Origin of the sequence: Bradyrhizobium sp. 155 (assembly GCF_023101105.1) — a bacterium.
Classification (GTDB): Bacteria; Pseudomonadota; Alphaproteobacteria; order Rhizobiales; family Xanthobacteraceae; genus Bradyrhizobium; species Bradyrhizobium canariense_D.
In genome coordinates, this window is the sequence record NZ_CP064704.1 from 4,638,979 (window position 1) to 4,665,392 (window position 26,414).

27 protein-coding genes and 1 pseudogene are annotated in these 26,414 nt (G+C 64.6%); 7 read left to right on the forward strand and 21 right to left on the reverse strand.

The genetic code is table 11. From position 1 onward, the window contains the following. Positions 1-76 precede the first annotated feature (76 nt). Positions 77-907: an OmpA/MotB family protein gene (locus tag IVA93_RS22740; RefSeq protein ID WP_007592497.1), complete on the reverse strand. Its 831-nt coding sequence runs from the start codon at positions 905-907 to the stop codon at positions 77-79. A 23-nt stretch (positions 908-930) separates the two neighbouring features. Beyond that, positions 931-1,704 carry a motility protein A gene (locus IVA93_RS22745; protein ID WP_018459340.1) on the reverse strand — a complete coding sequence of 258 codons (774 nt, stop codon included), beginning with the start codon at positions 1,702-1,704 and terminating at the stop codon, positions 931-933. A gap of 310 nt (positions 1,705-2,014) precedes the next feature. Between IVA93_RS22745 and IVA93_RS22750 the strand changes: the two genes are divergently transcribed. Continuing rightward, positions 2,015-2,326 (forward strand): hypothetical protein, encoded by a 312-nt coding sequence (locus tag IVA93_RS22750; protein ID WP_231188633.1) that lies wholly within the window; start codon positions 2,015-2,017, stop codon positions 2,324-2,326. An 18-nt stretch (positions 2,327-2,344) separates the two neighbouring features. On the opposite strand, the gene IVA93_RS22755 is transcribed toward IVA93_RS22750, so the two are convergent. The 4 genes from IVA93_RS22755 to IVA93_RS22770 form a co-directional block, all read right to left on the reverse strand. Continuing rightward, positions 2,345-3,064: an RraA family protein gene (locus IVA93_RS22755; protein WP_018459343.1), complete on the reverse strand. Its 720-nt coding sequence runs from the start codon at positions 3,062-3,064 to the stop codon at positions 2,345-2,347. Between the two features lie 152 nt (positions 3,065-3,216). Then, entirely contained in the window at positions 3,217-4,098 is an 882-nt protein-coding gene (locus IVA93_RS22760) for a CDP-alcohol phosphatidyltransferase family protein (protein WP_018459344.1), read from the reverse strand. Positions 4,099-4,185: 87 nt separating this feature from the next. Next, a complete protein-coding gene (locus IVA93_RS22765; protein ID WP_256374445.1) occupies positions 4,186-4,890 on the reverse strand; it encodes a phosphatidylserine decarboxylase in 705 nt (234 codons plus the stop codon). A 77-nt stretch (positions 4,891-4,967) separates the two neighbouring features. Further along, positions 4,968-6,923, reverse strand: a complete 1,956-nt coding sequence (locus tag IVA93_RS22770; RefSeq protein ID WP_018459346.1) for an ABCB family ABC transporter ATP-binding protein/permease — start codon at positions 6,921-6,923, stop codon at positions 4,968-4,970. Positions 6,924-7,125: 202 nt separating this feature from the next. Between IVA93_RS22770 and IVA93_RS22775 the strand changes: the two genes are divergently transcribed. Continuing rightward, positions 7,126-7,731: an LOG family protein gene (locus tag IVA93_RS22775; RefSeq protein ID WP_018459347.1), complete on the forward strand. Its 606-nt coding sequence runs from the start codon at positions 7,126-7,128 to the stop codon at positions 7,729-7,731. Here IVA93_RS22775 and IVA93_RS22780 read toward each other — a convergent pair. The 4 genes from IVA93_RS22780 to cysS all read right to left on the reverse strand — a co-directional run bounded on the left by IVA93_RS22780 (position 7,728) and on the right by cysS (position 11,757). Next, positions 7,728-8,105, reverse strand: coding sequence for a VOC family protein (locus IVA93_RS22780; protein ID WP_018459348.1), 378 nt, complete (start codon positions 8,103-8,105; stop codon positions 7,728-7,730). The genes IVA93_RS22775 and IVA93_RS22780 overlap by 4 nt on opposite strands. 49 nt (positions 8,106-8,154) lie before the next feature. After that, on the reverse strand, positions 8,155-9,753 hold the full coding sequence (gene cimA, locus IVA93_RS22785; protein WP_247369163.1) for a citramalate synthase: 1,599 nt from the start codon (positions 9,751-9,753) through the stop codon (positions 8,155-8,157). Further along, complete coding sequence (locus IVA93_RS22790) at positions 9,750-10,259, reverse strand: GNAT family N-acetyltransferase (RefSeq protein WP_247369161.1); 510 nt, start codon at positions 10,257-10,259, stop codon at positions 9,750-9,752. The genes cimA and IVA93_RS22790 overlap by 4 nt, the downstream gene beginning before the upstream one ends. Before the next feature lie 115 nt (positions 10,260-10,374). Next, positions 10,375-11,757: a cysteine--tRNA ligase gene (cysS, locus tag IVA93_RS22795; RefSeq protein WP_018459351.1), complete on the reverse strand. Its 1,383-nt coding sequence runs from the start codon at positions 11,755-11,757 to the stop codon at positions 10,375-10,377. Positions 11,758-12,048: 291 nt separating this feature from the next. Between cysS and IVA93_RS22800 the strand changes: the two genes are divergently transcribed. Together IVA93_RS22800 and IVA93_RS22805 are read left to right on the forward strand one after the other, a co-directional pair. Beyond that, positions 12,049-12,354, forward strand: coding sequence for a hypothetical protein (locus tag IVA93_RS22800; RefSeq protein ID WP_026233782.1), 306 nt, complete (start codon positions 12,049-12,051; stop codon positions 12,352-12,354). A 131-nt stretch (positions 12,355-12,485) separates the two neighbouring features. Continuing rightward, a complete protein-coding gene (locus IVA93_RS22805) occupies positions 12,486-13,679 on the forward strand; it encodes a DUF2865 domain-containing protein (protein WP_085395861.1) in 1,194 nt (397 codons plus the stop codon). 207 nt (positions 13,680-13,886) lie between these two features. Here IVA93_RS22805 and IVA93_RS22810 read toward each other — a convergent pair whose 3' ends face one another. The 3 genes from IVA93_RS22810 to IVA93_RS22820 all read right to left on the reverse strand — a co-directional run bounded on the left by IVA93_RS22810 (position 13,887) and on the right by IVA93_RS22820 (position 17,482). Then, positions 13,887-15,644, reverse strand: coding sequence for an NAD+ synthase (locus tag IVA93_RS22810; protein WP_018459354.1), 1,758 nt, complete (start codon positions 15,642-15,644; stop codon positions 13,887-13,889). Positions 15,645-15,735: 91 nt separating this feature from the next. Beyond that, positions 15,736-16,089, reverse strand: coding sequence for a diacylglycerol kinase (locus IVA93_RS22815; protein ID WP_018459355.1), 354 nt, complete (start codon positions 16,087-16,089; stop codon positions 15,736-15,738). 4 nt (positions 16,090-16,093) lie between these two features. Continuing rightward, positions 16,094-17,482: a class II 3-deoxy-7-phosphoheptulonate synthase gene (locus IVA93_RS22820; RefSeq protein ID WP_018459356.1), complete on the reverse strand. Its 1,389-nt coding sequence runs from the start codon at positions 17,480-17,482 to the stop codon at positions 16,094-16,096. Positions 17,483-17,662: 180 nt separating this feature from the next. On the opposite strand from IVA93_RS22820, the pseudogene IVA93_RS22825 reads away from it, so the two are divergent. Next, positions 17,663-18,558: pseudogene (locus IVA93_RS22825) on the forward strand (alpha/beta hydrolase family protein). 7 nt (positions 18,559-18,565) lie between these two features. Here the strand turns inward: IVA93_RS22825 and IVA93_RS22830 are convergent. Both IVA93_RS22830 and IVA93_RS22835 read right to left on the reverse strand, forming a co-directional pair. Then, on the reverse strand, positions 18,566-18,829 hold the full coding sequence (locus IVA93_RS22830) for a hypothetical protein (RefSeq protein WP_018459357.1): 264 nt from the start codon (positions 18,827-18,829) through the stop codon (positions 18,566-18,568). A gap of 187 nt (positions 18,830-19,016) precedes the next feature. Then, positions 19,017-20,501 carry an aldehyde dehydrogenase family protein gene (locus IVA93_RS22835; RefSeq protein ID WP_026233785.1) on the reverse strand — a complete coding sequence of 495 codons (1,485 nt, stop codon included), beginning with the start codon at positions 20,499-20,501 and terminating at the stop codon, positions 19,017-19,019. Between the two features lie 112 nt (positions 20,502-20,613). Between IVA93_RS22835 and IVA93_RS22840 the strand changes: the two genes are divergently transcribed. Further along, positions 20,614-21,696 carry a substrate-binding domain-containing protein gene (locus tag IVA93_RS22840; protein WP_247369157.1) on the forward strand — a complete coding sequence of 361 codons (1,083 nt, stop codon included), beginning with the start codon at positions 20,614-20,616 and terminating at the stop codon, positions 21,694-21,696. 33 nt (positions 21,697-21,729) lie between these two features. Here IVA93_RS22840 and IVA93_RS22845 read toward each other — a convergent pair whose 3' ends face one another. Beyond that, positions 21,730-22,305 carry a hypothetical protein gene (locus tag IVA93_RS22845; protein WP_018459360.1) on the reverse strand — a complete coding sequence of 192 codons (576 nt, stop codon included), beginning with the start codon at positions 22,303-22,305 and terminating at the stop codon, positions 21,730-21,732. Positions 22,306-22,463: 158 nt separating this feature from the next. On the opposite strand from IVA93_RS22845, the gene IVA93_RS22850 reads away from it, so the two are divergent. After that, positions 22,464-23,414: a LysR family transcriptional regulator gene (locus IVA93_RS22850; protein WP_245288533.1), complete on the forward strand. Its 951-nt coding sequence runs from the start codon at positions 22,464-22,466 to the stop codon at positions 23,412-23,414. A gap of 3 nt (positions 23,415-23,417) precedes the next feature. On the opposite strand, the gene IVA93_RS22855 is transcribed toward IVA93_RS22850, so the two are convergent. From IVA93_RS22855 to IVA93_RS22875, 5 genes are all read right to left on the reverse strand, one after another. Next, positions 23,418-24,002, reverse strand: a complete 585-nt coding sequence (locus IVA93_RS22855; protein WP_018459361.1) for a TIGR00645 family protein — start codon at positions 24,000-24,002, stop codon at positions 23,418-23,420. A gap of 33 nt (positions 24,003-24,035) precedes the next feature. Then, a complete protein-coding gene (locus IVA93_RS22860) occupies positions 24,036-24,671 on the reverse strand; it encodes a TerC family protein (protein ID WP_018459362.1) in 636 nt (211 codons plus the stop codon). Next, positions 24,668-25,030 carry a hypothetical protein gene (locus IVA93_RS22865; RefSeq protein WP_026233786.1) on the reverse strand — a complete coding sequence of 121 codons (363 nt, stop codon included), beginning with the start codon at positions 25,028-25,030 and terminating at the stop codon, positions 24,668-24,670. Before IVA93_RS22865 ends, IVA93_RS22860 begins: the two co-directional genes overlap by 4 nt. 2 nt (positions 25,031-25,032) lie before the next feature. Further along, positions 25,033-25,506 carry a tellurite resistance TerB family protein gene (locus IVA93_RS22870; protein ID WP_018459364.1) on the reverse strand — a complete coding sequence of 158 codons (474 nt, stop codon included), beginning with the start codon at positions 25,504-25,506 and terminating at the stop codon, positions 25,033-25,035. 436 nt (positions 25,507-25,942) lie between these two features. Beyond that, positions 25,943-26,323, reverse strand: coding sequence for a nuclear transport factor 2 family protein (locus IVA93_RS22875; protein WP_018459365.1), 381 nt, complete (start codon positions 26,321-26,323; stop codon positions 25,943-25,945). Between the last annotated feature and the right edge of the window lie 91 nt (positions 26,324-26,414).

Consider the following 26,414-nt stretch of genomic DNA (forward strand, 5'->3'; position numbering starts at 1 on the left):
AAGGGGAATTGGCTCTACATCCTTGTTTTGTCGCGCTTCTTCGCGCGAAACAGGGTCCACTTCGCTCGAATGCGCCCTACGGCTTCAGATTCGGCGGCAGCGGCGGATCTTCGCGCATCAGGGTGATGGTCACCCGCCGGTTGGCCGCGAGCGAGGGATCGTCCGGAAACAGCGGCTGGGTATCCGCCTTGCCGGCGACGGCGAAGACATGGGCGGCCGGCAGGCCCTCGCGTTCGAGGATCTGACGCACGGCATTGGCGCGGTCGGCCGACAGATCGAAGGCGCCGTAGTCGCTGCGGGTCGGCACGAATCCAGCCGCGGTGTGGCCGGCGATGGAGACGCGCAGCGGCGTCGCCTTGAGCGGGACAGCGAGCTTCTCGATCAGGCGGCGGGTGCGGTCATAGGGGACTTTGGAGCCGTCGGCGAACATCGAGCGACCGTCCTGGTCCACGATCTCGAGGTTGAGGCCCTGCTTGGTCTCCTCGAACATGATGTGCTTCGACATCTCGGTCAATTCCGGCATGTCCTGCAACGCTTGGCGCAGCGAGGCCGCCGCCAGCGCAAAATTGCGGTCGACCTTGATCTTGGCGCCCGACGTGCGGTCACGATCCTCCTGGTCCGGCGTCGGCGTGTTGGAGGAGTCCTCGGGCTGAATGTGATCGACGTTCTTCAGCCGAGGGCGGGTCGGCAGCCCGTCGGACTCGACGATGCCGGAATAGCGCGCTTCGGTCTGGACACCGAAGGCGTCGCGCATGGAGCCTGCGACGACCTTCAGCTTGTTGGCATCCTGGGTCGAGAACGCGACGAGCATCACGAAGAAGCTCATCATCAGGCCCATCAGATCGGCGAAGGTCACGAACCAGCCGTGACCGCCTCCGTGTGAATCGCCGCGCTTCTTCTTGGCCATATCTCAAATCCCGGCGCGCGGCCTCAGGCCGGCACCGGCTCGCCTTCAGCGTGGCGGTGCTTCTCGGGCAGATAGGCCAGCAGCATTTCGCGGACCAGCGTGGGGCTCTTGGAGTCGCGGATCATCAGGATGCCGTCGATGATCAGCGTGCGGTTGGTCTCTTCGTCCAGGAGCTTTCCATGCAGCTTGTCGGCGATCGGGGTACAAAACAGGTTGGCGACCAGCGCGCCGTAGAGAGTCGCGAGCAGCGCGGTCGCCATGAACGGGCCGAGCTTTGACGGGTCGGTCATGTTGGCGAACATCTGCACCATGCCGATCAGCGTGCCGACCATGCCGAAGGCCGGGGCGCAGTCGCCGATGGCGCGGTAGATCTTGCTGCCTTCATCCAGATGCATCAAAAAATTATCGCGGTCGCGCTCGAGATTGTCGCGAATGAAGTCCAGGTCGTAGCCGTCGGCGACGTAGCGGATGCCCTTGGCGAGGAACGGCTCGTCGGTCTCGACCTTTTCCAAACCCACCGGCCCTTGCTTGCGGGCGATCTCGGCGATGCGGGCGAGTTCGTCGACCAGATCGTGCGCCGACAGACGGCTCATAGTGAAGGCAAACTTGGCGCCGAGCGGTAGGCCGTGGATCAGCGTCGAGAGCGGAAAGCGGATCATGGTCGCGGCCGTCGAGCCGCCGAAGATGATGATCATCGCATGCTCGGAAACGAACATGTGGAGATCGCCGCCCAGCAGCATCATCGTCGCGATGACGACAATGCCCGCCACGAGCCCGATGCTCGTCATGATATCCATGGGAGACTCCAACGCGAACGCAACAACGGCCGTCCTGGCCGATGGCGCGGCCCAACCCCGAACCGCATCGGAAACCCTAGTGAGCCGCGATTAAAGACGCGTAAAGGTTAAGTTGAGCCGGCGCGCCTGGCGGCCGCAGCGCGCTGAAAGGCGCCGGCTTTTGCCGACTGCCGACACGGATCTCAACATTTTGCTAACCATACGGTGTCGCGCGCACCCGTCACCCGTGCACGCGATCCCTTCGGCTGCGGCCCTGCGCCACATCGGGGGCGACCGATCAATTGGTATTCTGGATCCGGGCCGGGACCTCATGGCGGAAGGCATCGCAATGGTGACGCTGTTCAGTCTTCTCACCGCGCTTCCCGCAGTGCTGGCGCTCCACATGCTCGAACCCGGGCTCGTCCTGCCGGCGTTCAGCGTGCTGCTCTTTGCCGAGGCGGCCCTCGCCGTGATCGTAGCGCACCTGATCCACATGCCGGACAATGCGGAAGATATCACCCTGTGGGATTTTGCCGGCGGCTTCACCTTGATCGGATGCGCTGCCGCGGTGCTCGGCGAGCCGGATCAGGCCGCCTTGTTCCTGACGGAACAGGGCAGCCTGCGAGCGGCGTCGCAACCGTAGATCATCGCGGTCCCGCCGTTAGTGAATCTCCGCCGAGCGCTTCAGCGCAGCCTTCAACTTCTCCAACGAGAAGTCGGGGCTGCGGGCGATCTCGAGGATCGGCGTCTCGCGGCGGCCACAGAGTTCGGCGGCCTCGGGCAGCTTTGCGGCAATATCGTGCGGAATTACGACGGCGCCGTGCTGGTCGGCATGGATCAGATCGTCCGACTTCACGGTCATGCCGGCGACGCGCACTTCGCCGCCAAAGCTCTCGGCATGCACCCATGCATGCGACGGGCCGATCGAGCCGGCCAGCGCCTGGAAGCCCGGCGCCCATTGCGGAATGTCGCGGATCGAACCGTCGGTGATGACGCCGAGGCAGCCGAGCGCCTTGTGCACGTTGCTCTGCACCTCGCCCCAAAACGCACCGTAGCCGACGTCGGGACCGTCGATGTCCTGGATCACCGAGATGCGCGGACCGTGGCCGGTACCGACATATTCGTAATATGCGATGCGGCGCTTGGACTGCTCTTCCGGCGGTAGTGAATTTTTCAGCACCGAGCGGATCGCGACCGTGCGGGCATAGCCGACGATCGGGGGCAGATCGGGAAATGGGCAGACCAGTGGTTTGGTGGTGTAGCCGATCAGCCGGCGCTCGGGCGCCACGATCTCCATGGCATTGCAGATCGTCGGCGTGTCATAGCGGCCCAGCGCTTCGAGGACGGAAGCGGGCAGCGGCCCGGTCGCAGTATTCGTCACAGCGTTCTCTCCCAGATTGGCGGCCGCTGTTGGTGCGGTGCCGCCTGCACCGGGCGATATAGCCGAGATCGGGCTTCAACCCAACTCAGGGCGCCTCATGGCAGATATCCAAGTCTCGCTGTTCAGTGCCTTGGCTGCTTGGCGCTTGCCGTTCAGTGCAGCCGGTCGGGCCGGTCGTCTTCGCGCGGCGGCTCCGACAGGTTTGCCAGCGTCGGCGCCGAAGGCGGCGAGGAGACCTCGCCTCCAGCCGGCGCGGTGGCTTCCATCGCGCGCGCCTGGTCGCGATAGGATTTGTAGCCGAGCGGCAAAGCGAGCAGATACAGCACCGTTCCGATGGACAGCACGTGCCAGGGATAGGCGATCAGGATCGCGATGAACACGACCACCGCGACGAACGCCGGCAGCACCAGCTCGGGCGGCACGCGCATGCGCTTGGTCTTGCCGGAGAACACCGGCAGGCGCGACACCATCAGGAAGGCGATCAGCAGCGTATACGCAGCCGTCACCGCCGCAGGCAGCCGGCCGAGATCGAGGAACGCGACATAGATCGGCAGCAGCACCGTGATCGCGCCGGCCGGCGCCGGCACGCCGGTGAAGAAGTTGGCGGCGAAGGCCGGCTTGTTGGGATCGTCCATGGTGGCATTGAAGCGCGCCAGGCGGAGGCCACCGGAAATCGCGAATACCATGGCGGCGATCCAGCCGGCATTGCCGAGCTCGTGCAGCTGCCAGAAATACAACATCAGGCCGGGCGCCACGCCGAAATTGACGAAGTCGGCGAGGCTGTCGAGCTCGGCGCCGAACTTGGACTGCCCCTTGATCATGCGCGCGATGCGGCCGTCGATGCCGTCGAGTGCCGCCGCGAACACGATGGCGTAGACCGCGAGCGACATCCGCCCCTCGATCGAGAGCCGGATCGAGGTCAGGCCGGCGCAGATCGCCAGCAGCGTGATGACGTTGGGCACCAGCATGCGCACCGGGATCGGGCGGAACCGCCGGCGGCGCACATCAGGATCTTTGAAGTCATAAGGCGTCATGGCTCGTCCTCACCTTGGGGCGAGATATAGCAAGCCGCGTTCCCCTCCGCCATTGCGGCGGAAGGCCCCTCAGGACCGACTTATTGGTTAATTGGCACGGTAGGCGCGGCTCGGGTCGTCTCCGGCAAGATCCGCCAGAATCGTCTCGCCGGCGATCGCGGTCTGGCCTTCCGAGACCAGCGCCTTCGTGCCCAGCGGCAGATAGACGTCGAGCCGCGAGCCGAATCGGATCAGACCGAAGCGCTCACCGGCGCCGATTGCCTGCCCCTCTTTGACGAAGCAGACGATGCGCTTGGCGACCAGACCCGCGATCTGGATCACGCCGATCCGCGCCGTCGGCGTCGTGATCACCAGCGAGTTGCGCTCATTGTCCTCGCTCGCCTTGTCCAGCTCGGCATTGATGAACAGGCCGGGCCGGTAGGCGATACGGTCCACCCGGCCCGCGATCGGGCTGCGGTTCACATGGCAGTTGAACACACTCATGAACACCGAGACGCGCGGCAGCGGCCGATCGCCGAGGCCGAGCTCGGCCGGCGGCAGCGCCATAGTGATCATCGAGACGCGGCCGTCGGCGGGCGACACCACGAGCCCCTCGCGCACGGGGGTCACGCGCACGGGGTCGCGGAAGAACAGCGCGCACCATACGGTCAGGATGGTGCCGATCCACCCCAACGGCGACCACAGCCAGAACAGGAGGAGGCTTGCCAGCGCAAAGCCGCCGATGAAGGGATATCCCTCCTTGTGGATCGGCGGGATCTGACGCTGGATCGAATCGAGAATGGACATCGCTATCTGCCGCTCAGGGTTGATGGCGCAGGTCGTCCCGCGCGGTGGTGTTGTTTAGGCCAGAGTTGGGACCGGAGACAAGGTCACTCCGCCGCCGCAGGCGCCGTCAGGACATCGGCGACCGGCGGTGGCTCCCGGTTGGGCGCCTCGCCGGAATCGGCCATCCTCGCCAGTTTCTCGCGCGCCGCCTCGGCCTCGCGCTGCCTGTTCCACATGCTGGCGTAAAGTCCCCCCTCCCCAAGCAGTTTCGCGTGGGTGCCGCGCTCGGCGATGCGGCCCTGGTCCAGCACGATGATCTCGTCGGCGCCGACGATGGTCGAGAGCCGATGGGCGATCACCAGCGAAGTGCGGTTCTTCGCCACGCGCTCGAGCGCACCCTGGATTTCGTGCTCAGTGTGGGTGTCAAGCGCGGAGGTCGCCTCGTCCAGCACCAGGATCGGCGGCGCCTTCAACACGGTGCGCGCGATCGCAACCCGTTGTTTTTCGCCGCCGGACAGTTTCAGGCCGCGCTCGCCGACCTGGGTCTCGTAGCCTTTCGGCGCCATGCGGATGAAATGATCGATCTGCGCCAGCTGCGCTGCCTGCTCGACCTCGGCATCGCTGGCGTCCCAACGCCCGTAGCGGATGTTGTAGCGGATGGTGTCGTTGAACAGCACGGTGTCCTGCGGCACCATGCCGATGGACGCGCGCAAGCTCGCCTGCGTGACTTCGCGAATGTCCTGGCCGTCGATCAGGATCTTGCCGCCCGAGATGTCGTAGAGGCGAAACAGAAGCCGCGAGATGGTCGACTTGCCCGCACCTGACGGGCCGACGATCGCGACCGTCTTGCCGGCCGGCACCTCGAAGCTGATGCCCTTGAGGATCGGACGGGACGGCTCATAGGCAAAGCGCACATCCTCGAAACGCACATTGCCCGCGGAGACCACCAGTGGCTTCGCGCCCGGCGCATCCTTGATCTCAGCCTCGCGCCCCAGCACGTTGAACATCTTCTCGATGTCGATGATCGCCTGCTTGATCTCGCGATAAACCATGCCCATGAAGTTCAAGGGCTGGTAGAGCTGGATCATCATCGCGTTGACCAGCACGAAATCGCCGACCGTGTTGGTGCCGTTGCGCACGCCGATCGCGCACATCAGCATGGTCGCGGTCAGCCCCAGCGTGAAGATCACGGCCTGCCCGGTGTTGAGCACGGCCAGCGAAGTATAGGCCTGGACGCTCGACTCCTCGTAACGCGCGACCGACCGGTCGTAGCGCTGTGACTCACGGGCCTCGGCGCTGAAATATTTGACGGTCTCGTAGTTGAGCAGCGAGTCGATCGCCTTGGTGTTCGCCTCGGTGTCGGCATCGTTCATCTTGCGGCGGATGCCGATCCGCCACTCGGTCGCGATGTAGGTGTAGTACATGTAGACCGCGACAGTGACGAGGGTCGCAAGCACGTAGCGCCAATCGAACTGCCACAGCAGCACGGCCATCAGCAGCGAGACCTCGACGATGGTCGGGATCAGCTGCAGGATCACCATGCGCACGATGACCTCGATGCCCTCGCGGCCGCGCTCGAGCACGCGCGTCAGGCCGCCGGTCTTGCGCTCCAGGTGGAAGCGCAGTGACAACTCGTGCATGTGGATGAAAGTGATGGTGGCGAGCTTGCGCACCGCGTGCATGGCAACGCGCGCGAAAATGCCGTCGCGCCATTGCGTCAGCACCGCCATCACGATGCGCATCACGCCGTAGCTGGCGGTCAGCAGCAGCGGCGAGGCGATCACCCAGAGGTGCCAATTGTCGGCCTGAACTGGCGCACTGTTGGCGCCGGTCAGCGCGTCGGTCGCCCATTTGAAGCTGAAAGGAACCGTCAGCGTGATCAGCTTGGCGGCGAGCAGCAGCACCATCGACCAGACCACGCGCATCTTCAGGTCGAAACGGTCGCCCGGCCAGATATAGGGCCACAGATGCGCCAGCGTGCCCATCAGCGTGGCCCGCTCCAGCGGCCCCCCGGCGGGATCAGGAACGTTGGCGCCGGCGGGCGATTGAGCTTGGTCCATCAAGAAGCCTGAAAAGCCCGTCGAATGCGGGCTGCGTTGCCATTAAGGATTTCCGTTTGTCATATAGAGCCTTACCGATGCCCATGCACCCCGCCAGATGGCGAATCTTGGATTGTTCGTCGTGGTTTACCGGTAGATTTCCGGAAGCCCCGAATCACCGATTGGGCTTGACGCCCCTTCGCTGCAATGCATCATGGCACCAATGAGCACGATCAAAACCGTCTGTGTCTATTGCGGCTCCGGCCCAGGAACCAATCCCCGTTTCACCGAAGGCGCCAAGGCGTTCGGCAAGGCGCTCGCCGAGAACAACATCCGCCTCGTCTATGGCGGCGGCTCGCTCGGCCTGATGGGCTCGGTGGCGACCTCCGTCCTCGATCACGGCGGCACTGTCACCGGCATCATCCCCGATTTCCTGCGGATGCGGGAAAACGCGCTGACGCGCGTGCAGGAGATGATCGTCACCCCCGACATGCACGAGCGCAAGCGACTGATGTTCGAACGCTCCGACGCCTTCGTGGCGCTGCCGGGCGGCGTCGGCACGCTGGAGGAGTTGGTCGAGCAATTGACCTGGAAGCAGCTCGGACGTCACGCCAAGCCGGTGCTGCTGGCCAACATCGATAATTTCTGGGAGCCGCTGTTCTCGCTGCTGTCGCACATGCGCCAGACCGAGTTCATCCGCGCCGGCCTTTCGGTCGACATCCTCAAGGCCGATCGGATCGAAGAGATTTTGCCGAAGCTGAAATCGGCTGCAGCGCAGATCGAAGATGCGGAAAAGCAGCTCGCACCGGAAATGGCGCGCAAGCTCTAGTCCGCAGGAAACGTCACCGCCTCGATCCGGTTACCATCGGGGTCGACAACGAAGGCTGCGTAATAACGCACGCGATCGTGCGGGCGGATACCCGGCGCGCCGTCGGATGCGCCGCCGGCCGACAGCGCTGCGGCGTGAAATGCATCGACCTCGACGGTCGTCTTTGCCCGCAGGCAGATATGGACGCCGCTCTCCGGCGGCACGTGCGGCATGCCCTCGCGCAGATTGATCCAGAATTCGGGATAGGCCTTGCCGAAGCCGATCGTCCGCGGCCGCGTGACGAGGCGAGCGAGACCGAGCGCGGCGAGTGTTGCCTCGTAAAATGTCGCCGAGCGCTGGAGATCGCTGACGCCGACAGAGATGTGATCGATCATGGGTCGCGCCCCCTCTCCTGCTCGTCATCCCGTTTGTGGCACCGCCGCCCTACGCCGGCGCGCCCGACTTCACCAGCTTGTAGATCACCGAATCCATCAGCGCCTGGAACGAGGCGTCGATGATGTTGGGGGACACCCCGACCGTGGTCCAGCTGTCGCCGTTCTCGTCCTCGCTCTCGATCAGGACGCGCGTGACCGCGCCGGTGCCGCCGTTGAGGATACGCACGCGATAGTCGATCAGCGTCAGGCCTTCGATATATTTCTGGTACTTGCCGAGATCCTTGCGCAGCGCGACGTCGAGCGCGTTGACGGGACCGTTGCCTTCGGCCGCCGAGATCAGATGCTCGCCGGCGACGTCGACCTTGACCACCGCCAGCGCCACGGTGACGCGTTCGCCATGCGAATTGTAACGCTGCTCGACATTGACGTCGAACTGCTCGACCTCGAAATAGTGCGGCACCTTGCCGAGCGTGCGCCGCGCCAGCAGCTCGAACGAGGCGTTGGCAGATTCATAGGCGTAGCCTTGCGCCTCGCGCTCCTTCAACTCCTCGACCAGCCGCGACAGTTTCGGATCGCTCTTCTCGTAGGCGATGCCGGCGCGGTCGAGCTCGGCGATGACATTGGAGCGGCCGGCCTGATCGGACACCAGCACCTTGCGGTGATTGCCGACCAGCTCCGGCAACACATGCTCGTAGGTCTGCGGATCCTTCAGCACGGCAGAGGCATGGATGCCGGTCTTGGTGACGAACGCGCTCTCGCCGACATAGGCCGCATGCCGGTTCGGAACGCGGTTGAGCATGTCGTCGAGCGTGCGCGACACCTTGACCAGGGTCGCGAGCTTCTCCGCCGTGACGCCGATCTCGAAGGCGTCGGCAAACTCGGCCTTCAGCTTCAAGGTCGGAATCAGCGAGCAGAGATTGGCGTTGCCGCAGCGCTCGCCGAGGCCGTTCAGCGTGCCCTGGATCTGCCGCGCGCCGGCGCGCACCGCGGCGAGCGAATTCGCCACCGCCTGCTCGGTGTCGTTATGGGCGTGAATGCCGAGATGATCGCCGGGGATGTGCTTCGCCACCTCGGCGACGATCGCTTCGACCTCGCTGGGCATGGTGCCGCCGTTGGTGTCGCACAGCACCACCCAGCGCGCGCCGGCTTCATAAGCAGCTTTCGCGCAGGCGAGCGCGAAACCGGAATCCTCCTTGTAACCGTCGAAGAAGTGTTCGCAGTCGAGCATCACCTCGCGGCCGGCAGCCTTCGCCGCTGCGACGCTGTCGCGGATCGAGGCGAGGTTCTCCTCCTTCGTCGTCTCCAGGGCAACGCGCACCTGATAGGCCGACGACTTCGCCACGAAGCAGATCACGTCGGCCTTGGCCTCCAGCAGCCCGGCCACACCGGGATCGTTGGAAACCGAGCGCCCCGCTCGCCGCGTCATGCCGAAGGCGGTGAAGCGCGCATGCGAAAACTTCGGCTTGGTGCCGAAGAACTCGGTGTCGGTCGGATTGGCGCCGGGATAGCCGCCCTCGACATAGTCGATGCCGAGTTCATCGAGCATCTGGGCGATGATTTGCTTGTCGGTCAGCGTGAAATCGACGCCGTTGGTCTGCGCGCCGTCGCGCAGCGTGGTGTCGAACAGATAGAGGCGCTCCTTGCTCATTGCAGCGCTCCCGACGCGGGTCCACTGCCGAGCGTCTTCTGCATGGTGGTGTTGGCCAGCCATTCGTCGTTGACAGTGATGCTGTTGCGCTGCATGGCGACATAGCCGCGCTTGGCGAAAAAGCACTGCGCGTTGTCGCTGGCATCGACCGTCAGCTTGTCGGCGCCGCGGCCGCCCGCAAGCTTTTCCAGCGCATCGACGAGCATGGTCGCGAGGCCCTGCCCGGCCACGGCCGGATGCACATAGAGCATGCGGATATGATCCTTGCCCTGCAGCGAGGCAAAACCCACCGGTGACCCCTCCAGCGTTGCGATCAGCGTCAGGTCGGAGGCGAGCCCCTTGCCGAACTCTTCGTCTTCCGCCGACGCCATCCAGGCCTGTTGTTGGGCCTCGCTATAGTCCTCGCCGGTCAGCTCTTCGATGCTGGCGGTGAAGATCGCGGCGAGAACCGGCACGTCCTCCGGCAGGAAGGGCCGCAAGCCAGGCTTTGGGAGTGCTTGTGCCATCGTCTTCACCACATCCCATAGAGTTTCAGCGCCAGCGCCACGGCAGCGCCGAGCAGCAGGATTTTCAGCGCGATGTAATAGAACCAGTGCCGCGGAAAAGGCGTATCGGGTCGCTTCATCGTGCGACCTCCCACGTCGTCCCTTCCTTGGAATCCTTGATCGCAACGCCCATCGCGGCAAGCAGATCGCGGATACGATCGGACTCCGCAAAGTCCTTGCGCGCACGCGCCGCCGTCCGCTCCGAGATCAGGCGCTCGACTTCCTTGGCATCGACGCCGCTCGCCTGCTGCTTGCGTCCTTCCCACTGCGCGGCACTCTCGGAGAGAAAGCCGAGCAGACGCAACGAACCCGCGAGGGCACCAACATCGCTGCCGCGCAGCCCATGCAGCGCCGCGATCGCCAGCGGCGTGTTGAGGTCGTCGAGCAGCGGCTCGACCACTGAGGGGGCGGGCTTGCCGGATGCGACGTCAGCCGCAACCCGATACCAATCGTCGAGCGTCCTGGCGCTCTCCTCCAGCGACTTCATCGTCCAGTCGATCGGCGAGCGGTAATGCGTCTTGAGCATATTCAGGCGCAGCACTTCGCCCGGCCAGTCCGCGAGCAGTTCGTGAATAGTGACGAAGTTACCGAGGCTCTTCGACATCTTCTCGCTTTCGACCTGCAGGAAGCCGTTATGCATCCAGTAGTTCGCCATGCGCTCCCGGTGGAAGGCGCAGCAGGTCTGCGCGACCTCGTTCTCGTGATGCGGAAACACGAGATCGATGCCGCCGCCATGGATGTCGAAGTGCTCGCCGAGATGCTTCCAGGCCATGGCCGAGCACTCGACATGCCAGCCCGGGCGCCCCTGCGCGGCGACGCCGGCGGGTGACGGCCATGACGGCTCGCCGGGCTTGGACGGCTTCCACAGCACGAAGTCGGTGTTGCCTTTCTTGTAGGGCGCGACATCGACGCGGGCGCCGGCAACCATCTCGTCCAGCGAACGATTGGACAGCGCGCCATAGCGCGGCAGCCCGGCATCGGCCGCGTTCATCGCCTGCGGCGAGAATAGCACGTGATCCTCGGCAACATAGGCAAAGCCGCCGGCAACCAGCCGTTCGATGATCTCGCGCATCTCGCCGATATGCTCGGTGGCGCGCGGCTCGACGCTCGGCCGCAGCGCGCCGAGCGCGTCGACGTCAGCGTGAAACTGTTTGCCGGTCTGCTCGGTGACTTTCCGGATCGCCTCGTTCAGCGGCAGGCCGGGGAAATCCCGCGCGGCGCGGTCGTTGATCTTGTCGTCCACGTCGGTGATGTTGCGGACATATTTGACGTGCGCCTCACCGTAGAGATGGCGCAGCAGCCGAAACAGCACGTCGAACACGATCACCGGCCGGGCATTGCCGATATGGGCGAAGTCATAGACCGTCGGTCCGCAGACATACATGCGGACGTTCTTGGCATCGAGCGGCACGAAGGTGCGCTTTTCCCGGCTCAGCGTATCGTAAAGGCGCAATTCCATAAGGATACCCGTCGGCTGTTGGCCGGGCGTCCAGTGCTCTCAATGGTTTTGAGAAAAGACGGCTCCAGCCAGCGAATCGCTAGCTCGTAATCTCGCGGCAAATGGCGCAAATGACGAGGAGACCGTTCATGACGGAACATATGGGCTATGAGGCGGCCCCGCGTCAAGAGAGCCGCGAAAACGCCGTCTTATCTCCGCAATGCGCAGCCGCCGCGCGCGGATGGTTCATCTCCTTAACCATTTGAGCCCATTCTGGAACTGGCAGTTCACATTTTTTGCCCCGGTGTTTTCATGCGATCATTGCTCGCGCTCATGTCCTGCGCCTCCATCCTTGCGGCGTCCAGCGCTCTCGCGGAGACCCGCGTCTTCATCATCCCGAACCAGGCGGACGGCTACGGCGTCGATCAGTGCCTGGCCAAGAGCGACAAATGCGGCGCGCAGGTCGCCCGCACCTACTGCCAGTCACGCGATTTTGCCCAGGCTTCGGCCTATCGCCGGGTCGATCCCGACGAAATTACCGGCTCTGTCCCCAAATCCGGCGCAAACTGCTCCCATGGCCATTGCGACGAATATGTCGCAATCACCTGCCAGCGCTGAATTCGCTCGGAACTGGCGTACCTTAGGCCCAATCGCTGGCCTCTGAAACGACGTGACGATGCCGCAGGAAGCGGCTATGGGAGGGCGCGCTCCGGCCTCCCCACATCACGCCTGGCCGTGACCTCGCTAGAATGGCGGATATGCCTGAATTTATGTCTCTCTCCCGTGCTCGCTTGATCCTTGCCTCTGCCGTGCTCTTCAGCACGGTTGCGCTCGCCAATAACGCGTTCGCACAGGCCGGCCCGCCGGGACCGCCGCCTCAGCCCGGCCAGAACGGGCTCGGACCCAACCCGATGTGCGCGCGCCTGGAAGGTCAGCTCGCCGGTCTCGATCGTGGCGGCGGCGGTGATCCCGCGCGCGAAGACCAGATCCGCCGCTATCAGGAATCTCAGACCAAGCAGCAGGCCGAGCTCGATCGTGTCACCATGCAGGCCAAGCGCATGGGTTGCGATTCCTCCGGCTTCTTCTCGCTGTTCAGCGGCCAGTCGGCGCAATGCGGTCCGGTCAACACCCAGATCCAGCAGATGCGCGCCAATCTGGACCAGATCACCGGCAATCTCGAACGCCTGCGCGGCGGCGGCCCCGGCGGCTTTAGCCCCGAGCGTGACAACCAGCGCCGCTCGGTGCTGGCAGCGCTGGCGCAGAACAATTGCGGCCCGCAATATGCCAATGCGGCGCAGTCGCAAGGCGGCGGCAATTTCCTGAGCAATCTGTTCGGCGGCAACAACCCCAATAATCCGCAAGGCGTGCCGCCGTCCGATCTCGGCCCGCAATCAGGCACCTATCGCACTGTGTGCGTGCGCACCTGCGACGGCGCCTACTTCCCGGTCTCGTTTGCGACCGTGCCGGCGCGCTTCCCCGACGACGAGAAGACCTGCAAGGCGCTGTGCCCGGCCGCCGAGGCCGTGCTCTACACCCATCGCAATCCCGGTGAAGACATGAACTCCGCGGTCTCCACCAGCGGCCAGCCCTACACGGCGCTGCCGACCGCGTTCAAATTCCGCAGCGAGTTCAACCCGTCCTGCTCCTGCAAGGCCGCGGGCCAGACCTGGGCGGACGCGCTCAAATCGGCCGACGACAAGGCGTCGGCCGAACAGCAAGGTGACATCATCGTCACCGAGGAGAGCGCCAAGAAAATGCAGCAGCGGCAGCTCAACAAGGGCACGCCTGCCGCCAATGGCAAGAAGGGTGCGGCTCCGGCACCGACGACTGCTGGCGCCCCGGCAGCAACGCCGCCGGCGGACACCGGCACCCCTGCGACGCCTTCCGAGAACAAGCCGATCCGTTCGGTCGGCCCGAGCTTCCTGCCGCAACAACAGAAGTAATAGCCCTTCCCTTCTCCCCTTGCGGGAGAAGGTGGCGCGAAGCGCCGGATGAGGGGTTCTATCCGCTCACATGTGCACATGAGTACGCGGAGATAGACCCCTCACCCGAATGAGTTCGCTTCGACAGCGGAGCTGCCCTCTCCCGCAAGGGGCGAGGGCACAATAACGCCGATCTCGGTTGCGGAAACGGCAGCGCAAGCGCCAGCCTCACCCCTCAAACGCGTCGATCGAGGCTTTGCTCCCACGCGAGACCAGCGTCTCATCCGGAGCGCCGAGCTGCTCGCCTTTGTCGCGAAAGCGGTTGGTGATGGGATAGCGGCGGTCGCGGCCGAAATTCCTGGCTGTGACCTTGACGCCGGGCGCGGCCTGGCGGCGCTTGTATTCGGCGACGTTGAGGAGATGGTCGATGCGGGTGACCGTCTCGCGGTCAAAGCCCGCGGCGATGATTATATCGAGCGGCTCTTCGCGCTCGATGAGACGCTCCAGGATGGCATCAAGCGCGTCGTAAGCCGGCAACGAATCCTGGTCGGTCTGGTTCTCGCGCAGCTCCGCGGTCGGCGGACGCGTGATGATGTCGGGCGGGATCACCTCACCGGCCGGCCCCAGCGCCCCCTCGGGCTTCCACGAATTACGCAAGCTTGCCAGCCGAAACACCTGTGTCTTGTAGATGTCCTTGATCGGATTGAAGCCGCCGTTCATGTCGCCATAGAGCGTGGCGTAGCCGACCGACATCTCCGACTTGTTGCCTGTGGTCACCACCATCAGGCCGGTCTTGTTCGAGATCGCCATCAGCAGCGTGCCGCGGGTGCGGGCCTGGAGATTCTCCTCGGTGACATCGGGCGGCAGATTCTTGAAGACGCCGGACAGGATGGTCTCGAACCCGGTCACCGCTTCGGCGATCGGCAGCACCTCGTAGCGGATGCCGAGATGGCCGGCGAGCTCGCCGGCGTCCGCAATCGAGCTTGCCGCGGTGTAGCGATAAGGCAGCATCACGCCGTGCACCTGATCGGAACCGAGTGCATCGACCGCGATCGCCGCGCACAGCGCGGAGTCGATGCCGCCGGAAATGCCGAGCAGCACGCCGGGAAAGCCATTCTTGGCGACGTAGTCGCGCAAGCCCAGCACGCAGGCCGCGTAGTCGGCGTAGTCTGCCTCGGGCTGCGCGGCGATCGGCCCGGTGCAACGCCAATCGTCGCCGCTTCTCGTGAAGTGCAGTGTGGTGATGCTCTCCGCGAACGCCGGCAATTGCGCTGCGAGCGAAAGGTCGCCGTTGAGCGCAAAGGAGGCGCCGTCGAACACCAACTCGTCCTGGCCGCAAACCTGGTTGAGATAGACCAGCGGCAGACCGCTCTCGGTGACGCGCGCGACCGCGACCGACAAGCGCACGTCGGCCTTGTCGCGGGCGTAAGGCGAGCCGTTCGGCACGAGGATGATCTCGGCGCCGGTCTCGGCCAGCGTCTCGACCACGTTCTCGTAGTCCTCGGACTCCTCAAGCCAGATGTCCTCGCAGATCGGCACACCGACGCGCACGCCGCGCACGGTGACGGGGCCGGCGGCAGGCCCGCGCGAAAACAGCCGCTTCTCGTCGAACACGCCGTAATTCGGTAGATTGCATTTGAAGCGCAGGCCAGCGATACGGCCGCCATCGAGCAGCGCGCAGGCATTATAGAGCCTGCCCTCCTCGACCCAGGGCGTGCCGATCAGCATCGCCGGCCCGCCATCGGCGGTCTCGCGCGCCAGCGCTTCGATCGCAGCGCGGCAGGCGGCCTGAAAGGAAGGCTTCTGCACGAGATCTTCCGGCGGGTAGCCGGCGATGAACAATTCCGGAAACAGCACGAGATCGGCACCGTCGGCGGCTGCCTGCACGCGCGCCGCGCGCGCTTTCGCGGCATTGCCCTCGATGTCGCCCATGGTCGGATTGAGCTGGGCGAGCGTGACCGCGAATGCGTTGAGACGTTCGGTCATGGCGCTCCGATCAGAGCATGATCCGGAAAAGAGTGAAGCGGTTTTCCGAAAAGATCATGCTGAAAAAACAGTTTAAAGCGCGATACGCGCTTTAAAGAAATCCCAATCGCTCGATGATGGCGATGATCCAGAACGCGCCGGCCATCAGCAGCGCGACACCGACCGCGGCCGAGCCCATGTCCTTGACCCGTCCGATCTGCTTGTCGTGATCCATGGTCAGCCGGTCGGCAAGCTTCTCGATCGCCGTATTGAGCAGCTCGACCACCAGCACGAACGCGACCGCGCAGATCAGCTCGACCGCCCGCATCGCGGTCGCGCCGACGAACCACGCGAGCGGCAGCGACAAGAGGAGCGCAACGATTTCCTCGCGGACGGCCTGCTCCGAGCGGAACGCAAAGGCCAGACCGTTACGGGAATTGATCGTGGCCTTCCAGATTCGCAGCAAGGTCTCAGAGCCCCGCTGCGACCGGCATCGGCCTGACCTTGCCGGCGCGTTCCTGCTTGAGCAGTTCTGCGACCAGGAAAGCCATATCGATGGATTGCTCGGCATTGAGCCGGGGATCACAGACCGTGTGATAGCGGTCGTTGAGATCCTCGTCAGTGATCGCGCGGGCGCCGCCGAGGCACTCGGTGACGTCCTGGCCGGTCATCTCCAGATGCACGCCGCCGGCATGGGTGCCTTCCGCGGCGTGGATCGCGAAGAACGACTTCACCTCGGACAGGATGCGGTCGAAGGGGCGCGTCTTGTAACCCGACGTCGAGGTGATGGTGTTGCCGTGCATGGGATCGCACGACCAGACCACCACTTTGCCCTCGCGCTTTACGGCGCGGATCATGTTCGGCAGATGCTCGCCGATCTTGTCGGAACCGAAGCGGCCGATCAGCGTCAGCCGGCCCGGTTCGTTGTCGGGATTGAGCACGTCGATCAGCTTCAGCAGTTCGTCGGGCTTGAGCGACGGGCCGCATTTGAGCCCGATCGGATTCTTGATGCCGCGGAAATATTCGATATGGCCGTGGTCGAGCTGGCGGGTGCGGTCGCCGATCCAGATCATGTGGCCCGAGGTCGCGTACCAGTCGCCGGTGGTGGAATCGACCCGGGTCATGGCCTGCTCGTAGCCGAGCAGCAGGGCCTCGTGGCTGGTGTAGAAATCAGTGGCGCGCAGCTCGGGATGGGCCTCGAGATCGAGGCCGCAGGCGCGCATGAAATTGAGCGCATCGGAGATGCGGTCGGCCAATTCCTTGTAGCGACGGGACTGCGGACTATCCTTGAGGAAGCCGAGCATCCACTGATGCACGCTGCCGAGATTGGCGTAGCCGCCGGTCGCGAATGCACGCAGCAGGTTCAGCGTCGCGGCCGACTGGCGATAGGCCATCAGCTGGCGCTGCGGATCGGGGATGCGCGCTTGCTTGGTGAAGGCGATGTCGTTGACGATGTCGCCGCGATAGCTCGGCAGCTCGACACCGTCGATCTTCTCGGTCGACGAGGACCGGGGTTTTGCGAACTGGCCGGCAACGCGCCCGACCTTCACCACCGGGACGGCGCCGGCATAAGTCAGCACCACCGCCATCTGGAGCAGCACGCGAAAGAAGTCGCGGATGTTGTTGGCGCCGTGCTCGGCAAAACTCTCGGCGCAGTCGCCGCCCTGCAGCAGGAAGGCCTCACCGGCTGCGACCCGCGCCAGCGCCTTCTTCAGATTGCGCGCCTCGCCCGCGAACACCAGCGGCGGAAAGGTCGCAAGCTGCGCCTCGACGTCGGCCAGGGCCTTGGCGTCGGGATAATCGGGCACCTGTAGCACCGGCTTGCTGCGCCAGGACTCGGGCGTCCACCGCTCGGACATCGCAATCTCTCCGTGAAGCAAAAAGCACAACCTGATCTGTGGGTTGCGAGGGTCGCCTTATACACAGGGTGGCCACCGGCCGCCAGTTGTAAATCCGTCTGGCACTGCAAAGCCTTGCGGGGAAAGCCAAATTCGCACTTGCTGGGAACTGCTTGGAAACTGGCAAGATACCTTCGGCCCATGGACGTGGCACTAGACGACGTTTCATCGACGAGATCAGCTTCCCGGCGACTGACGGATATGCGCTGACCGGCACCCTATTCCTGCCGCGCGGGACCAAGCGCCATGCCGTCTTGATCAACTCCGCCACCGCCGTCCCGCGAAAAATCTATCGTGGCTTTGCCTCCTATCTCGCCCATCGCGGCTGCGCGGTCCTGACCTACGACTATCGCGGCATCGGCGACTCCCGGCTGCCGGCGATGGTCGGCTACAACCGGCCGAAATCGCTGGTCGGCTTCAAGGCCTCGATGTCGGACTGGGCCGCGCTCGACGTCACCGCCGCAGTGCACTGGATGCGCGAGCGCTACAATACCCTGCCCTTGACCTATGTCGGGCATTCCTTCGGCGGCCAGGCGCTCGGGCTGCTCGCGAACAACACGGACATTTCGCGCGCCGCGTTGGTGGCCTCGCAGGCGGCGACCTGGCGGCTGATGACGTCGCCGGAAAAATACCGCGTCTTCGCCTTCATGAATTTTGTCGGCGTGCCGCTCGTGCACGCGCTCGGTTACGCGCCGGGCTGGGCCGGCATCGGCGAGGATTTGCCCAAGGGCGTCTTCCTGCAATGGGCCGAGTGGGTCTCGAGCCCCCGCTATCTCTTCGATTCAAAGCTGCCGGCGCTGGAGAATTTCGCCAAGTTCAAGGGCGAGCTGCGCACCCTCTGCTTCTCCGACGATCCCTGGGCGACGCGGCCCGCGGTCGAGCTGCTTGCGAGCGGATTCACCGCGATCAAGCCTGAGGTGCTCAACGTGAAGCCGTCCGACGTCGGCGCCAAGGCGATCGGCCATTTCGGCTTCTTCCGCCCCGACCACCGCGACACGTTGTGGCGTGGCGTCGCGGAATGGATCCAGGGAGAGTAGACGGCGCTTACCGGAGGATCGTCGTCAGCGACGAGTAGCGCTTGTTCGGCTTGGCTTCGCCCGGCGCGAACTGCGCAAAGGCCTGGCTGACGCGGACGGCCGGCGGCGTATCGCCCGCAAAACGAAACTCCTTAGGCCGCGGCGCGTAAAAACTGGCGCTGTAATAGGCGTCGTCGAAGCGCGCCTCGCCGACCCCGAACATTGCGTCGCACGCGAACAGAAGTGCGTAGACTCCCGCGATTGCGACGACGACCTCCCTGAGAACTGACATGCTGATGCCCCACCCTGTTGCAGGCAGGATGCACGCCGGTTCCAAAGCCGGGGTTTAAGGCCGCATGGTTCTTGTCCGCAGGGTTTGCCGCCGCTGAGCAGAAAGCAGACAATCTTATCGATCCCGAAAAAAGAGCCCGCCTGCACGGGTGGTCAGGCGGGCTCCAGGGTTGGCCGCTCGGGAGGTATCAAACGGCCAGATTCATCCAGACAGCCTTGGGCTCCGTGAAATTGTCGAGCGCGGCGGTGCCGTGCTCGCGGCCGAGGCCGGAGTCGCGCTCGCCGCCCCAGGGCAGCCGCACGTCGGTATAGCCATAGGTGTTCATCCAGACCGTGCCCGCGCGCGCCCGCTTGGCAAAGCGCTGCAGCTTGCCGATGTCGCGGCTCCAGACGCCGGCGGCGAGGCTGTAAGCCGTGCCGTTGGCAATCCGCAAAGCGTCGGCTTCATCCTTGAACTTGATGACGCTGACGACGGGGCCAAAGATCTCCTCCTGCGAGATCCGCATCTCGTGCGCGACATTCGCGAACACCGCGGGGCTGATGAAGTAGCCGCGATCGCCGACCTTCTCGCCACCGGTGACGAGGGTCGCGCCCTCCTTCCGGCCGATCTCGACATAATCGAGGACCGACTTCATCTGCTTCTCGGATATGACGGGGCCGAGCGTCGTCTTGCGGTCGAGCGGGTCGCCGATCCTGAGCGACTTTGCGCGTGCCGCCAGCCGCTCGACGACCTCGCCATAGGCTTTTTCCTGCACCAGCACGCGAGAGCCGGCCGAGCAGACTTGGCCGGCATTGAAGAAGATGCCGGAAGCCGCAGCTTTCGATGCGGCTTCGAGATCGGCATCGTCGAAAATGACGTTGGCCGACTTGCCGCCGAGCTCGAGCGAGACGCGCTTGAAGTTGCTAGCGGCGCCCTTCATGATTCCCCGCCCGACACCGGGAGAGCCGGTGAAGGTGACCTTGTCGACGTCGGGATGATTGACCAGCGCGTCGCCGACGACGCGGCCGGGGCCAGTGACGACGTTGAAGACGCCCGCCGGCAGGCCGGCTTCAAGCGCGAGCTCGGCGATGCGTAGCGCCGACAACGAGGTCAGCTCGGCCGGCTTCATCACGATGGTGCAGCCGCAGGCCAGCGCCGGCGCGAGCTTCCACATCCCGATCATCAGCGGGAAATTCCAGGGCACGATCGCCGCGACCACGCCGACCGGCTCTCGCACGGTGTAGGTCAGGGCATCATCGCGCACGGGTACGACGTCGCCGCTGATCTTGTCGGCCCAACCGGCGTAGTAGATCAGCGTGTCGACGGCGGCCGGAAAATCCTGCCGCGATGTCGCGGCGATCGGCTTGCCCGCATCGATCGACTCGAGTTCGATGATCTCCTCGGCGTGAGCCTTGAGCAGGTCTGCCCAGCGTAGCAGGATCTGGCCGCGCTCGGACGCCCGCATCGTGCGCCAGGGGCCTTCGAAGGTCCGGCGCGCGGCCGCTACTGCATGATCGACATCGGCCTCGTTGCCTTCGGCGACGATGGCGATGACCTGCCCGGTGGCCGGATTGAGCGACTTGAATGTGCGACCGGAGTTCGCCGGGACGCGGCGACCGTCGATCAGCAGATGCTGTGGCCGGGACATGAACTCGGTGGCCGGCGAGTGTGCAAAGTCATATGCAACAGACATCATATTCCTCCAGTTCTGGTATACCAGACTAGGCGCCTGTGGACGGGAGTAAATATGATATGGATTGCAAATGGACCGCGGTCATATGAAATGTAGTTCATAGGGAGGACCAATGCTTCAGATCGAGATCGAGGCCGTCTGGCGGTTTCGCCGGGAGGGCAATCCGCGCACCGCCGTCATCATGCTTGGCGTCCTCAACGAGATCAGGAGAACCGGGAAGATCACCAGCGCGGCCAAGGATGCGCACCTCTCCTATCGCCATGTCTGGAATCTGATCGAGCAATGGTCGGAGTTCTTCGGCACGCCGCTGGTGGAAACCCAGCGCGGCAAGGGCTCGAAACTCACGCCGTTCGGCGAGCGGCTGGTGTGGGCGGGCGAGCGCATGCAGGCCCGGCTCGGACCTCAGCTTGAGAATCTGGCACAGGAGCTGGCGAGCGAGATCAAGCCGTTCCTCGAGCAGCGCCCGTCGGTGATCCGCGTGCATGCCAGCCACGGTTTTGCGGTCGCAAAACTGCGCGAATTCCTCGACCGCGAGCCCGGCATCGGCGTCGATCTGCGCTATGTCAGCAACCAGCATTCGCTGGTCTCGCTGGCGCAGGGCGCCTGCGATCTCTCCGGCCTGCATCTGCCGCACGGCGCGCTGCGCGCCCAGGGCATCAAGGCTGCGCGCGAATGGCTCGATCCGCGCGAGGATCGCATCATCAGCTTCGTCACACGCGAAATGGGATTGATGGTCGCGCGCGGCAATCCGCTGCGCATTGCTTCGCTTGGTGATCTCACCGGACCCAAAGTCCGCTTCGTCAACCGCGACCACGATTCCGGCACGCGGCTTCTGTTCGACCAACTGCTTGCGGCAAACGGCATCGACGAGAGCAGGATCAACGGCGCGCAGCAGATCGAATTCACCCACGCCGCGGTCGCAGCCTATGTCGCGAGCGGCATGGCTGATGCGAGCTTCGGCGTCGAAGCCGCCGCCCGGCATTTCGGCCTCGATTTCATGCGGCTCCTGACCGAGGATTATTTCTTCGTCTGCAAGCGCGCGTTCCTGGACACCGGGCCGATGCAGCGCATCCTGGAGATCATCCGCAGCGCCGATTTTCGCGCAGCCATCGCCACCCTGCCCGGTTATGTGCCGTCGGATACGGGCACCGTCACCGGCGTGAAGGCATTTCTGGAGATGCACGCCGTGCGATGATGCCGGAGGATGCCATCGCCTTGTCCGCGCCGGTCAGATCGCCGGCTCGCCCTTGAGCGCCGACGTGACCCGCTCGCCCTGCGCGGTCAGCCGGTACGTCACCAGCGGACGGCTCGACGGCGGCTTTCGCGCGAGCTCGACGATGTAGCCGCGCACCATCAGGGCTTCGAAACTGCCGTAATAGCCGAACATGCTGATCTGGTTCTGCCTGAGCAGCTTGAACTCGCGCAAGAGCCGTATCTCGTTGCCCGACAGCAGCGACCGGCGCACGCGCTGAACGAACCGCGCGCGCTGCTCGAACCAGTTTTTATCCGGCAGTTCGTGCGAGGCTGGTGCGGGGGCCCGTTCGCAGGGACGCGCGTCCTGCGCAATCTCGACCATCACCTGCGGCAGGCACGGCATGCTGCTGGCGACAACCGCGTCCTTCGCAACGTCGAGCAACGCGAGCGGCCAGCGCCGCTTGTTGTCCACCATGACCGGCGGTGGCACGACGCTGTCGCGCACCAGCTGCTCGAAGCGTCCGGCGGTCACGCCGACATAGGCCGCCGCGCGACGGCGATCGACCAGACGCGTGTCCGGCGCGACCTCGCAAACAATGTTCTCGTCCACCCGGGATCCCCTGGCGCCTCGTTGCGCATGGCATGACGGCCCGACAGGACCGGCCAAGCCGGCGGCGAACCTAGGTGGGAGGAGCGCACTCGAAAAGCACAGAATTTCGTACACGTTGATGCCGTTTCGGCAACGGCTATAGTCCGGCCGGGGGTCCCATGCGATTTCACTCACCGGCCATCCAGTACTTCCACGCCGTCCGCCGCACCGGCTCGATCCGGGCCGCTGCGCGCATGCTGAACGTTGCCTCGTCGGCCGTAAGCCGCCAGATTCTCAAGCTTGAACAGGAGGTTGGGTCACCCTTGTTCGAGCGCAATGCGCGCGGCCTGACGCTGACGACGGTCGGCGAGATGTTGGCCCGGCACGTCATGAACGTGCTCCAGGACCTCGACCGCTTCCGCTCGGACGTCGCATCCCTGGCGGGGACTTGGCACGGCACCGTCAGCATTGCCTGCATCGAGTCGCTCACGGAGTCGGTGCTGCCCGACCTGATAGCCTCCCATCGCGGCCGCGCCCGGCGCGTCAGCTTCACCACCGAAGTGAAGGGATCGTCGGACGTGCTGGAGGCCCTGAGCCGCGGCGAGGCCGACATCGGCATCGCCATGGCGCTGCGGCATCCGCCGGACCTGCGCCAGGTCGCCTTGAAACGGTTTCGCCTGGGCGCGGTCGTCGCGCGCGAGCATCCACTGGCGCGCGGCAAGACGGTCACGCTGCCCCAATGTCTCGCCTTTCCCGTCATCCACGCGCTGCCGGAGCTGTCGATCTATCATCTGCTCCAGCCGCTGATCGCGCAGCTCTCCGAGACCCCGGAGCCGGCCATCCAGGCCAACTCGATCGACCTGATGCGCGAGCTCGCGGCGCGCGGCGTCGCTTCCAGACCCAGCTCGGCATCAGCAGGCTGTCGCGCGACAGCCGGCTCGTCTTCCTGCCGCTCGACAATGCCGGCAGCCCGGTGTGGTCAGATCTCGGCATCTACGTTCGCGCCGAGCGCACCCTCCCCGCTTACACGGAATCCTTCCTCCAGGAGCTGGTGCGCGAACTGGGCGAGCGCGAGCGGCGGGAAAACGCGGCGCATCCGCAGATCGCCTGATCAAACGCCGACGGTCTGACGTTCAGCCGTGGCCAGCCCCCTTGCGCTGGCCGCTATCGCCGAGGCGGTCGACCCAGGCGATGCCGATCGCGGAGATGATGAAGGTCAGGTGGATCAGCACCTGCCACATCACGCCGCTCTCGGTGAAATTGCTCCGCGTCGTGCCGAGATTGCCCGCCTCGATGAAGGTCCTGAGCAGCGAGATCGAGGAGATGCCGATGATCGCCATCGCAAGCTTGATCTTGAGCACGCTGGCATTGACGTGGCTGAGCCATTCCGGCTCGTCCGGATGACCGCTGAGGTTCAGGCGCGAGACGAAGGTCTCGTAACCGCCGACGATCACCATCACCAGCAGGTTCGAGATCATCACGACGTCGATCAGCCCGAGCACGACCAGCATGATCTGCTGCTCGCTGGCGTCGAACGAGTGCACGACCAGGTGCCAGAGCTCCTTCAGGAACAGCAGCACATAGACGGCCTGCGCGACGATGAGGCCGACATAAAGCGGGACCTGCAGCCAGCGCGAGCCAAAGATGAGTTGGGCAAACGGGCCGATTTGCGGCGCCGGCACGGAATCCGCCGAAGGTGCTTTGGGTTCGGACGTCATTGATCACTCCGGATGATGGACAGGCGCGTTGCCTCAGAGACTCGCGATCACAGGCGCGAGCTCGAGCGATCCGCGATAGATCATCTCGAAGGCGACGTAAACGATGATGGCGAGGCCGACATAGCCGATCCAGCGCTGCTTCTGGAGCACGCGGCCGAGCAAATCGGCGGCGACGCCCATCAACGCGACCGACAATAGCAGGCCGAAAGCGAGGATGTAGGGATGCTCGCGCGCAGCGCCCGCGACCGCGAGCACGTTGTCGAGCGACATCGAGACGTCGGCGGCGACGATCTGCACCGCCGCCTGCCTGAAGGTCTTTCGGGACGCAGGCGCAGCGCTGCTGCCGCCATGGCTGAACGCGAGTTCGTTCGCATGCGCGGACTGCTCGCGCAGCTCCCGCCACATCTTCCAGCACACCCAGAGCAGCAGCACGCCGCCGGCGAGCAATAGCCCGATCACTTGCAGAAGCTGGGTCGCGACGCCGGCAAAGACGATGCGCAGGGCGGTGGCGGCGATGATGCCGACGACGATGGCGCGCCGGCGCTGATCGGCCGGGAGGCCGGCTGCGGCAAGGCCGATGACGACGGCGTTGTCGCCGGCGAGCACGAGGTCGATCAGGACGACCTGAAGCAGCGCGGTCAGCGCTTCGGTGGTGATGAATTCAGTCATGATTGGTCATTTTTCGGTGCGGACGGATCGAGCCAGTGCGGCTTCTTCCGCTCGACCCAATCCAGAACCTTGGCGCGCCCGGAGCGCAGCGCGGGCACGTCTTCCGCGAGCAAAGCGAGGCCGAGCGGTAGCATCCAGACGCCGAGCACCGGCAGGAAGGAGAGCACGCCGCCGACAATCAGCAGCGCACCCGAAGGGATTCTCACCCAGCGGCTGGATGGCTTGAGCAGATAGGTGACGGTGTCGCCCATGCGCGGCGGCAGGCGACGGACAAGCTTGTCGAGGCGCGGGTCGCCGCCAGCCATCTGGCCGCTAGCGCCCGCAGTCCCTGTCTTATCCTCGTCCGAAACTACGCTCATGCTTACTCCTCGGCGGCGATGCGGTGTTCGGCGCGCACTGCACCCGGCGTCACCTGCTTTGCGCGCGGCAGCACCAGCGTCAGCAGGCGCAACAGCTTGATCGCCTGCACTTCGTGGGGATGCACGTCCTCGTCCGCGGCCGCGACGCGCTCCGACAGTTCCATCAAATGAGCCGACAGCGGCAGGTCTGAAACCGGACGCAAATTCTTGATCACCACATTGGCGAAATCCGGCTCCTCGAGTCGTTCAGCAAGCTCGTCGAACATCGCGTAGAGCCGGTCGTCCGAGATATGCGGCGCCAGCTTGCGATCCCGGATGAACCGGACGACCTCGTCGCGTTCGACCGGCGAAACTTGCCGGTCGGCGACGGCAACCAGCGCGCCGACGATCACCAGTGCCACCGCAGCCTGCTCGTTCAGGCTGGATGGCTCGGTGATCTCGATTTCGATCGGATTTGAATGCTTGGCGTCGGACATCGTTGCTCCCTTATCTTGCGAAAGACCGCACGGAGCTGCGATGGGGACGATTCGGTCGGAGAGACTCTCAAGAAGGCCCGACGATCGGCCGATCCATCGCATTCGCGCGGGACAGGTCATCCGACATCACGAGGTTTTGCCGACAGCGTCGACTTCCTCGCCAGAGGGGCCCGGATTCTTGTTCGTTTCACACATAAAGATGGGGCTGTCGGAATCAAGACGACGCGACTGCGACCAGCCGCCGCATCGGGTTCCGTGTTGCCACATTGGCTAAGCAGTTCTGCGCGCTCCGCACCTGCGATCATGTCTTTTACAGTCATCGCCCGCGCAGGCGGGCGATCCAGTACTCCGAGACGCCCGTAGTTTGTCGAGAAGCCGCAGCGTACTGGATTCCCCGCCTGCGCGGGGAATGACAGCGGAGTGCGGAGCACTCAGCCTACCCCACCCGCTCGACAAGATGCGCCCGCGAGGGCGACGGCTCGAACCTGTCGCCGAAATATTGAGTCTCGTGCGCCACGAGGCCGTCGCGGAATTCCATGATGCTCACTACGTAAGACGGCACCCCGTCATAGGTCAGCACGAATTCGCTCACCCAGAGATCGTTACTGCCGACGATCCGCCGAACCGTGAAGCGCTTCTTGTTCGGCTGCACGAACCGGCTCTCTTGAATCTTCCTGCGACCGCGAATGCGCTCGCCGGACTGCGGATAGTCGAGCACCGCGTCCTCGCGATAGATGTCGTGCTCGGCCTCGAAATCGTTCGCATCCGAAGCATCCCAATGGCGCTGGAGCGCGGCCAGCTTGCCCTGATCATCCATCGTGATCTCCCGTTGTACCGACTGCGTTTACGTTACGCATTTCAAATTGGCCTCAGGGCCGCCGGTGGCAAGGCTTGCTCGCAACGTCTAA

Coding starts and splice junctions, on each gene's coding strand:
- IVA93_RS22740 (WP_007592497.1), bottom strand. CDS start 907: ATGGCCAAGAAGAAGCGCGGCGATTCACACGGAGGCGGTCACGGCTGG.
- IVA93_RS22745 (WP_018459340.1), bottom strand. CDS start 1,704: ATGGATATCATGACGAGCATCGGGCTCGTGGCGGGCATTGTCGTCATC.
- IVA93_RS22750 (WP_231188633.1), top strand. CDS start 2,015: ATGGCGGAAGGCATCGCAATGGTGACGCTGTTCAGTCTTCTCACCGCG.
- IVA93_RS22760 (WP_018459344.1), bottom strand. CDS start 4,098: ATGACGCCTTATGACTTCAAAGATCCTGATGTGCGCCGCCGGCGGTTC.
- IVA93_RS22770 (WP_018459346.1), bottom strand. CDS start 6,923: ATGGACCAAGCTCAATCGCCCGCCGGCGCCAACGTTCCTGATCCCGCC.
- IVA93_RS22775 (WP_018459347.1), top strand. CDS start 7,126: ATGAGCACGATCAAAACCGTCTGTGTCTATTGCGGCTCCGGCCCAGGA.
- IVA93_RS22780 (WP_018459348.1), bottom strand. CDS start 8,105: ATGATCGATCACATCTCTGTCGGCGTCAGCGATCTCCAGCGCTCGGCG.
- cimA (WP_247369163.1), bottom strand. CDS start 9,753: ATGAGCAAGGAGCGCCTCTATCTGTTCGACACCACGCTGCGCGACGGC.
- IVA93_RS22790 (WP_247369161.1), bottom strand. CDS start 10,259: ATGGCACAAGCACTCCCAAAGCCTGGCTTGCGGCCCTTCCTGCCGGAG.
- cysS (WP_018459351.1), bottom strand. CDS start 11,757: ATGGAATTGCGCCTTTACGATACGCTGAGCCGGGAAAAGCGCACCTTC.
- IVA93_RS22800 (WP_026233782.1), top strand. CDS start 12,049: ATGCGATCATTGCTCGCGCTCATGTCCTGCGCCTCCATCCTTGCGGCG.
- IVA93_RS22805 (WP_085395861.1), top strand. CDS start 12,486: ATGGCGGATATGCCTGAATTTATGTCTCTCTCCCGTGCTCGCTTGATC.
- IVA93_RS22810 (WP_018459354.1), bottom strand. CDS start 15,644: ATGACCGAACGTCTCAACGCATTCGCGGTCACGCTCGCCCAGCTCAAT.
- IVA93_RS22820 (WP_018459356.1), bottom strand. CDS start 17,482: ATGTCCGAGCGGTGGACGCCCGAGTCCTGGCGCAGCAAGCCGGTGCTA.
- IVA93_RS22830 (WP_018459357.1), bottom strand. CDS start 18,829: ATGTCAGTTCTCAGGGAGGTCGTCGTCGCAATCGCGGGAGTCTACGCA.
- IVA93_RS22835 (WP_026233785.1), bottom strand. CDS start 20,501: ATGTCTGTTGCATATGACTTTGCACACTCGCCGGCCACCGAGTTCATG.
- IVA93_RS22840 (WP_247369157.1), top strand. CDS start 20,614: ATGCTTCAGATCGAGATCGAGGCCGTCTGGCGGTTTCGCCGGGAGGGC.
- IVA93_RS22850 (WP_245288533.1), top strand. CDS start 22,464: ATGCGATTTCACTCACCGGCCATCCAGTACTTCCACGCCGTCCGCCGC.
- IVA93_RS22855 (WP_018459361.1), bottom strand. CDS start 24,002: ATGACGTCCGAACCCAAAGCACCTTCGGCGGATTCCGTGCCGGCGCCG.
- IVA93_RS22860 (WP_018459362.1), bottom strand. CDS start 24,671: ATGACTGAATTCATCACCACCGAAGCGCTGACCGCGCTGCTTCAGGTC.
- IVA93_RS22865 (WP_026233786.1), bottom strand. CDS start 25,030: ATGAGCGTAGTTTCGGACGAGGATAAGACAGGGACTGCGGGCGCTAGC.
- IVA93_RS22870 (WP_018459364.1), bottom strand. CDS start 25,506: ATGTCCGACGCCAAGCATTCAAATCCGATCGAAATCGAGATCACCGAG.
- IVA93_RS22875 (WP_018459365.1), bottom strand. CDS start 26,323: ATGGATGATCAGGGCAAGCTGGCCGCGCTCCAGCGCCATTGGGATGCT.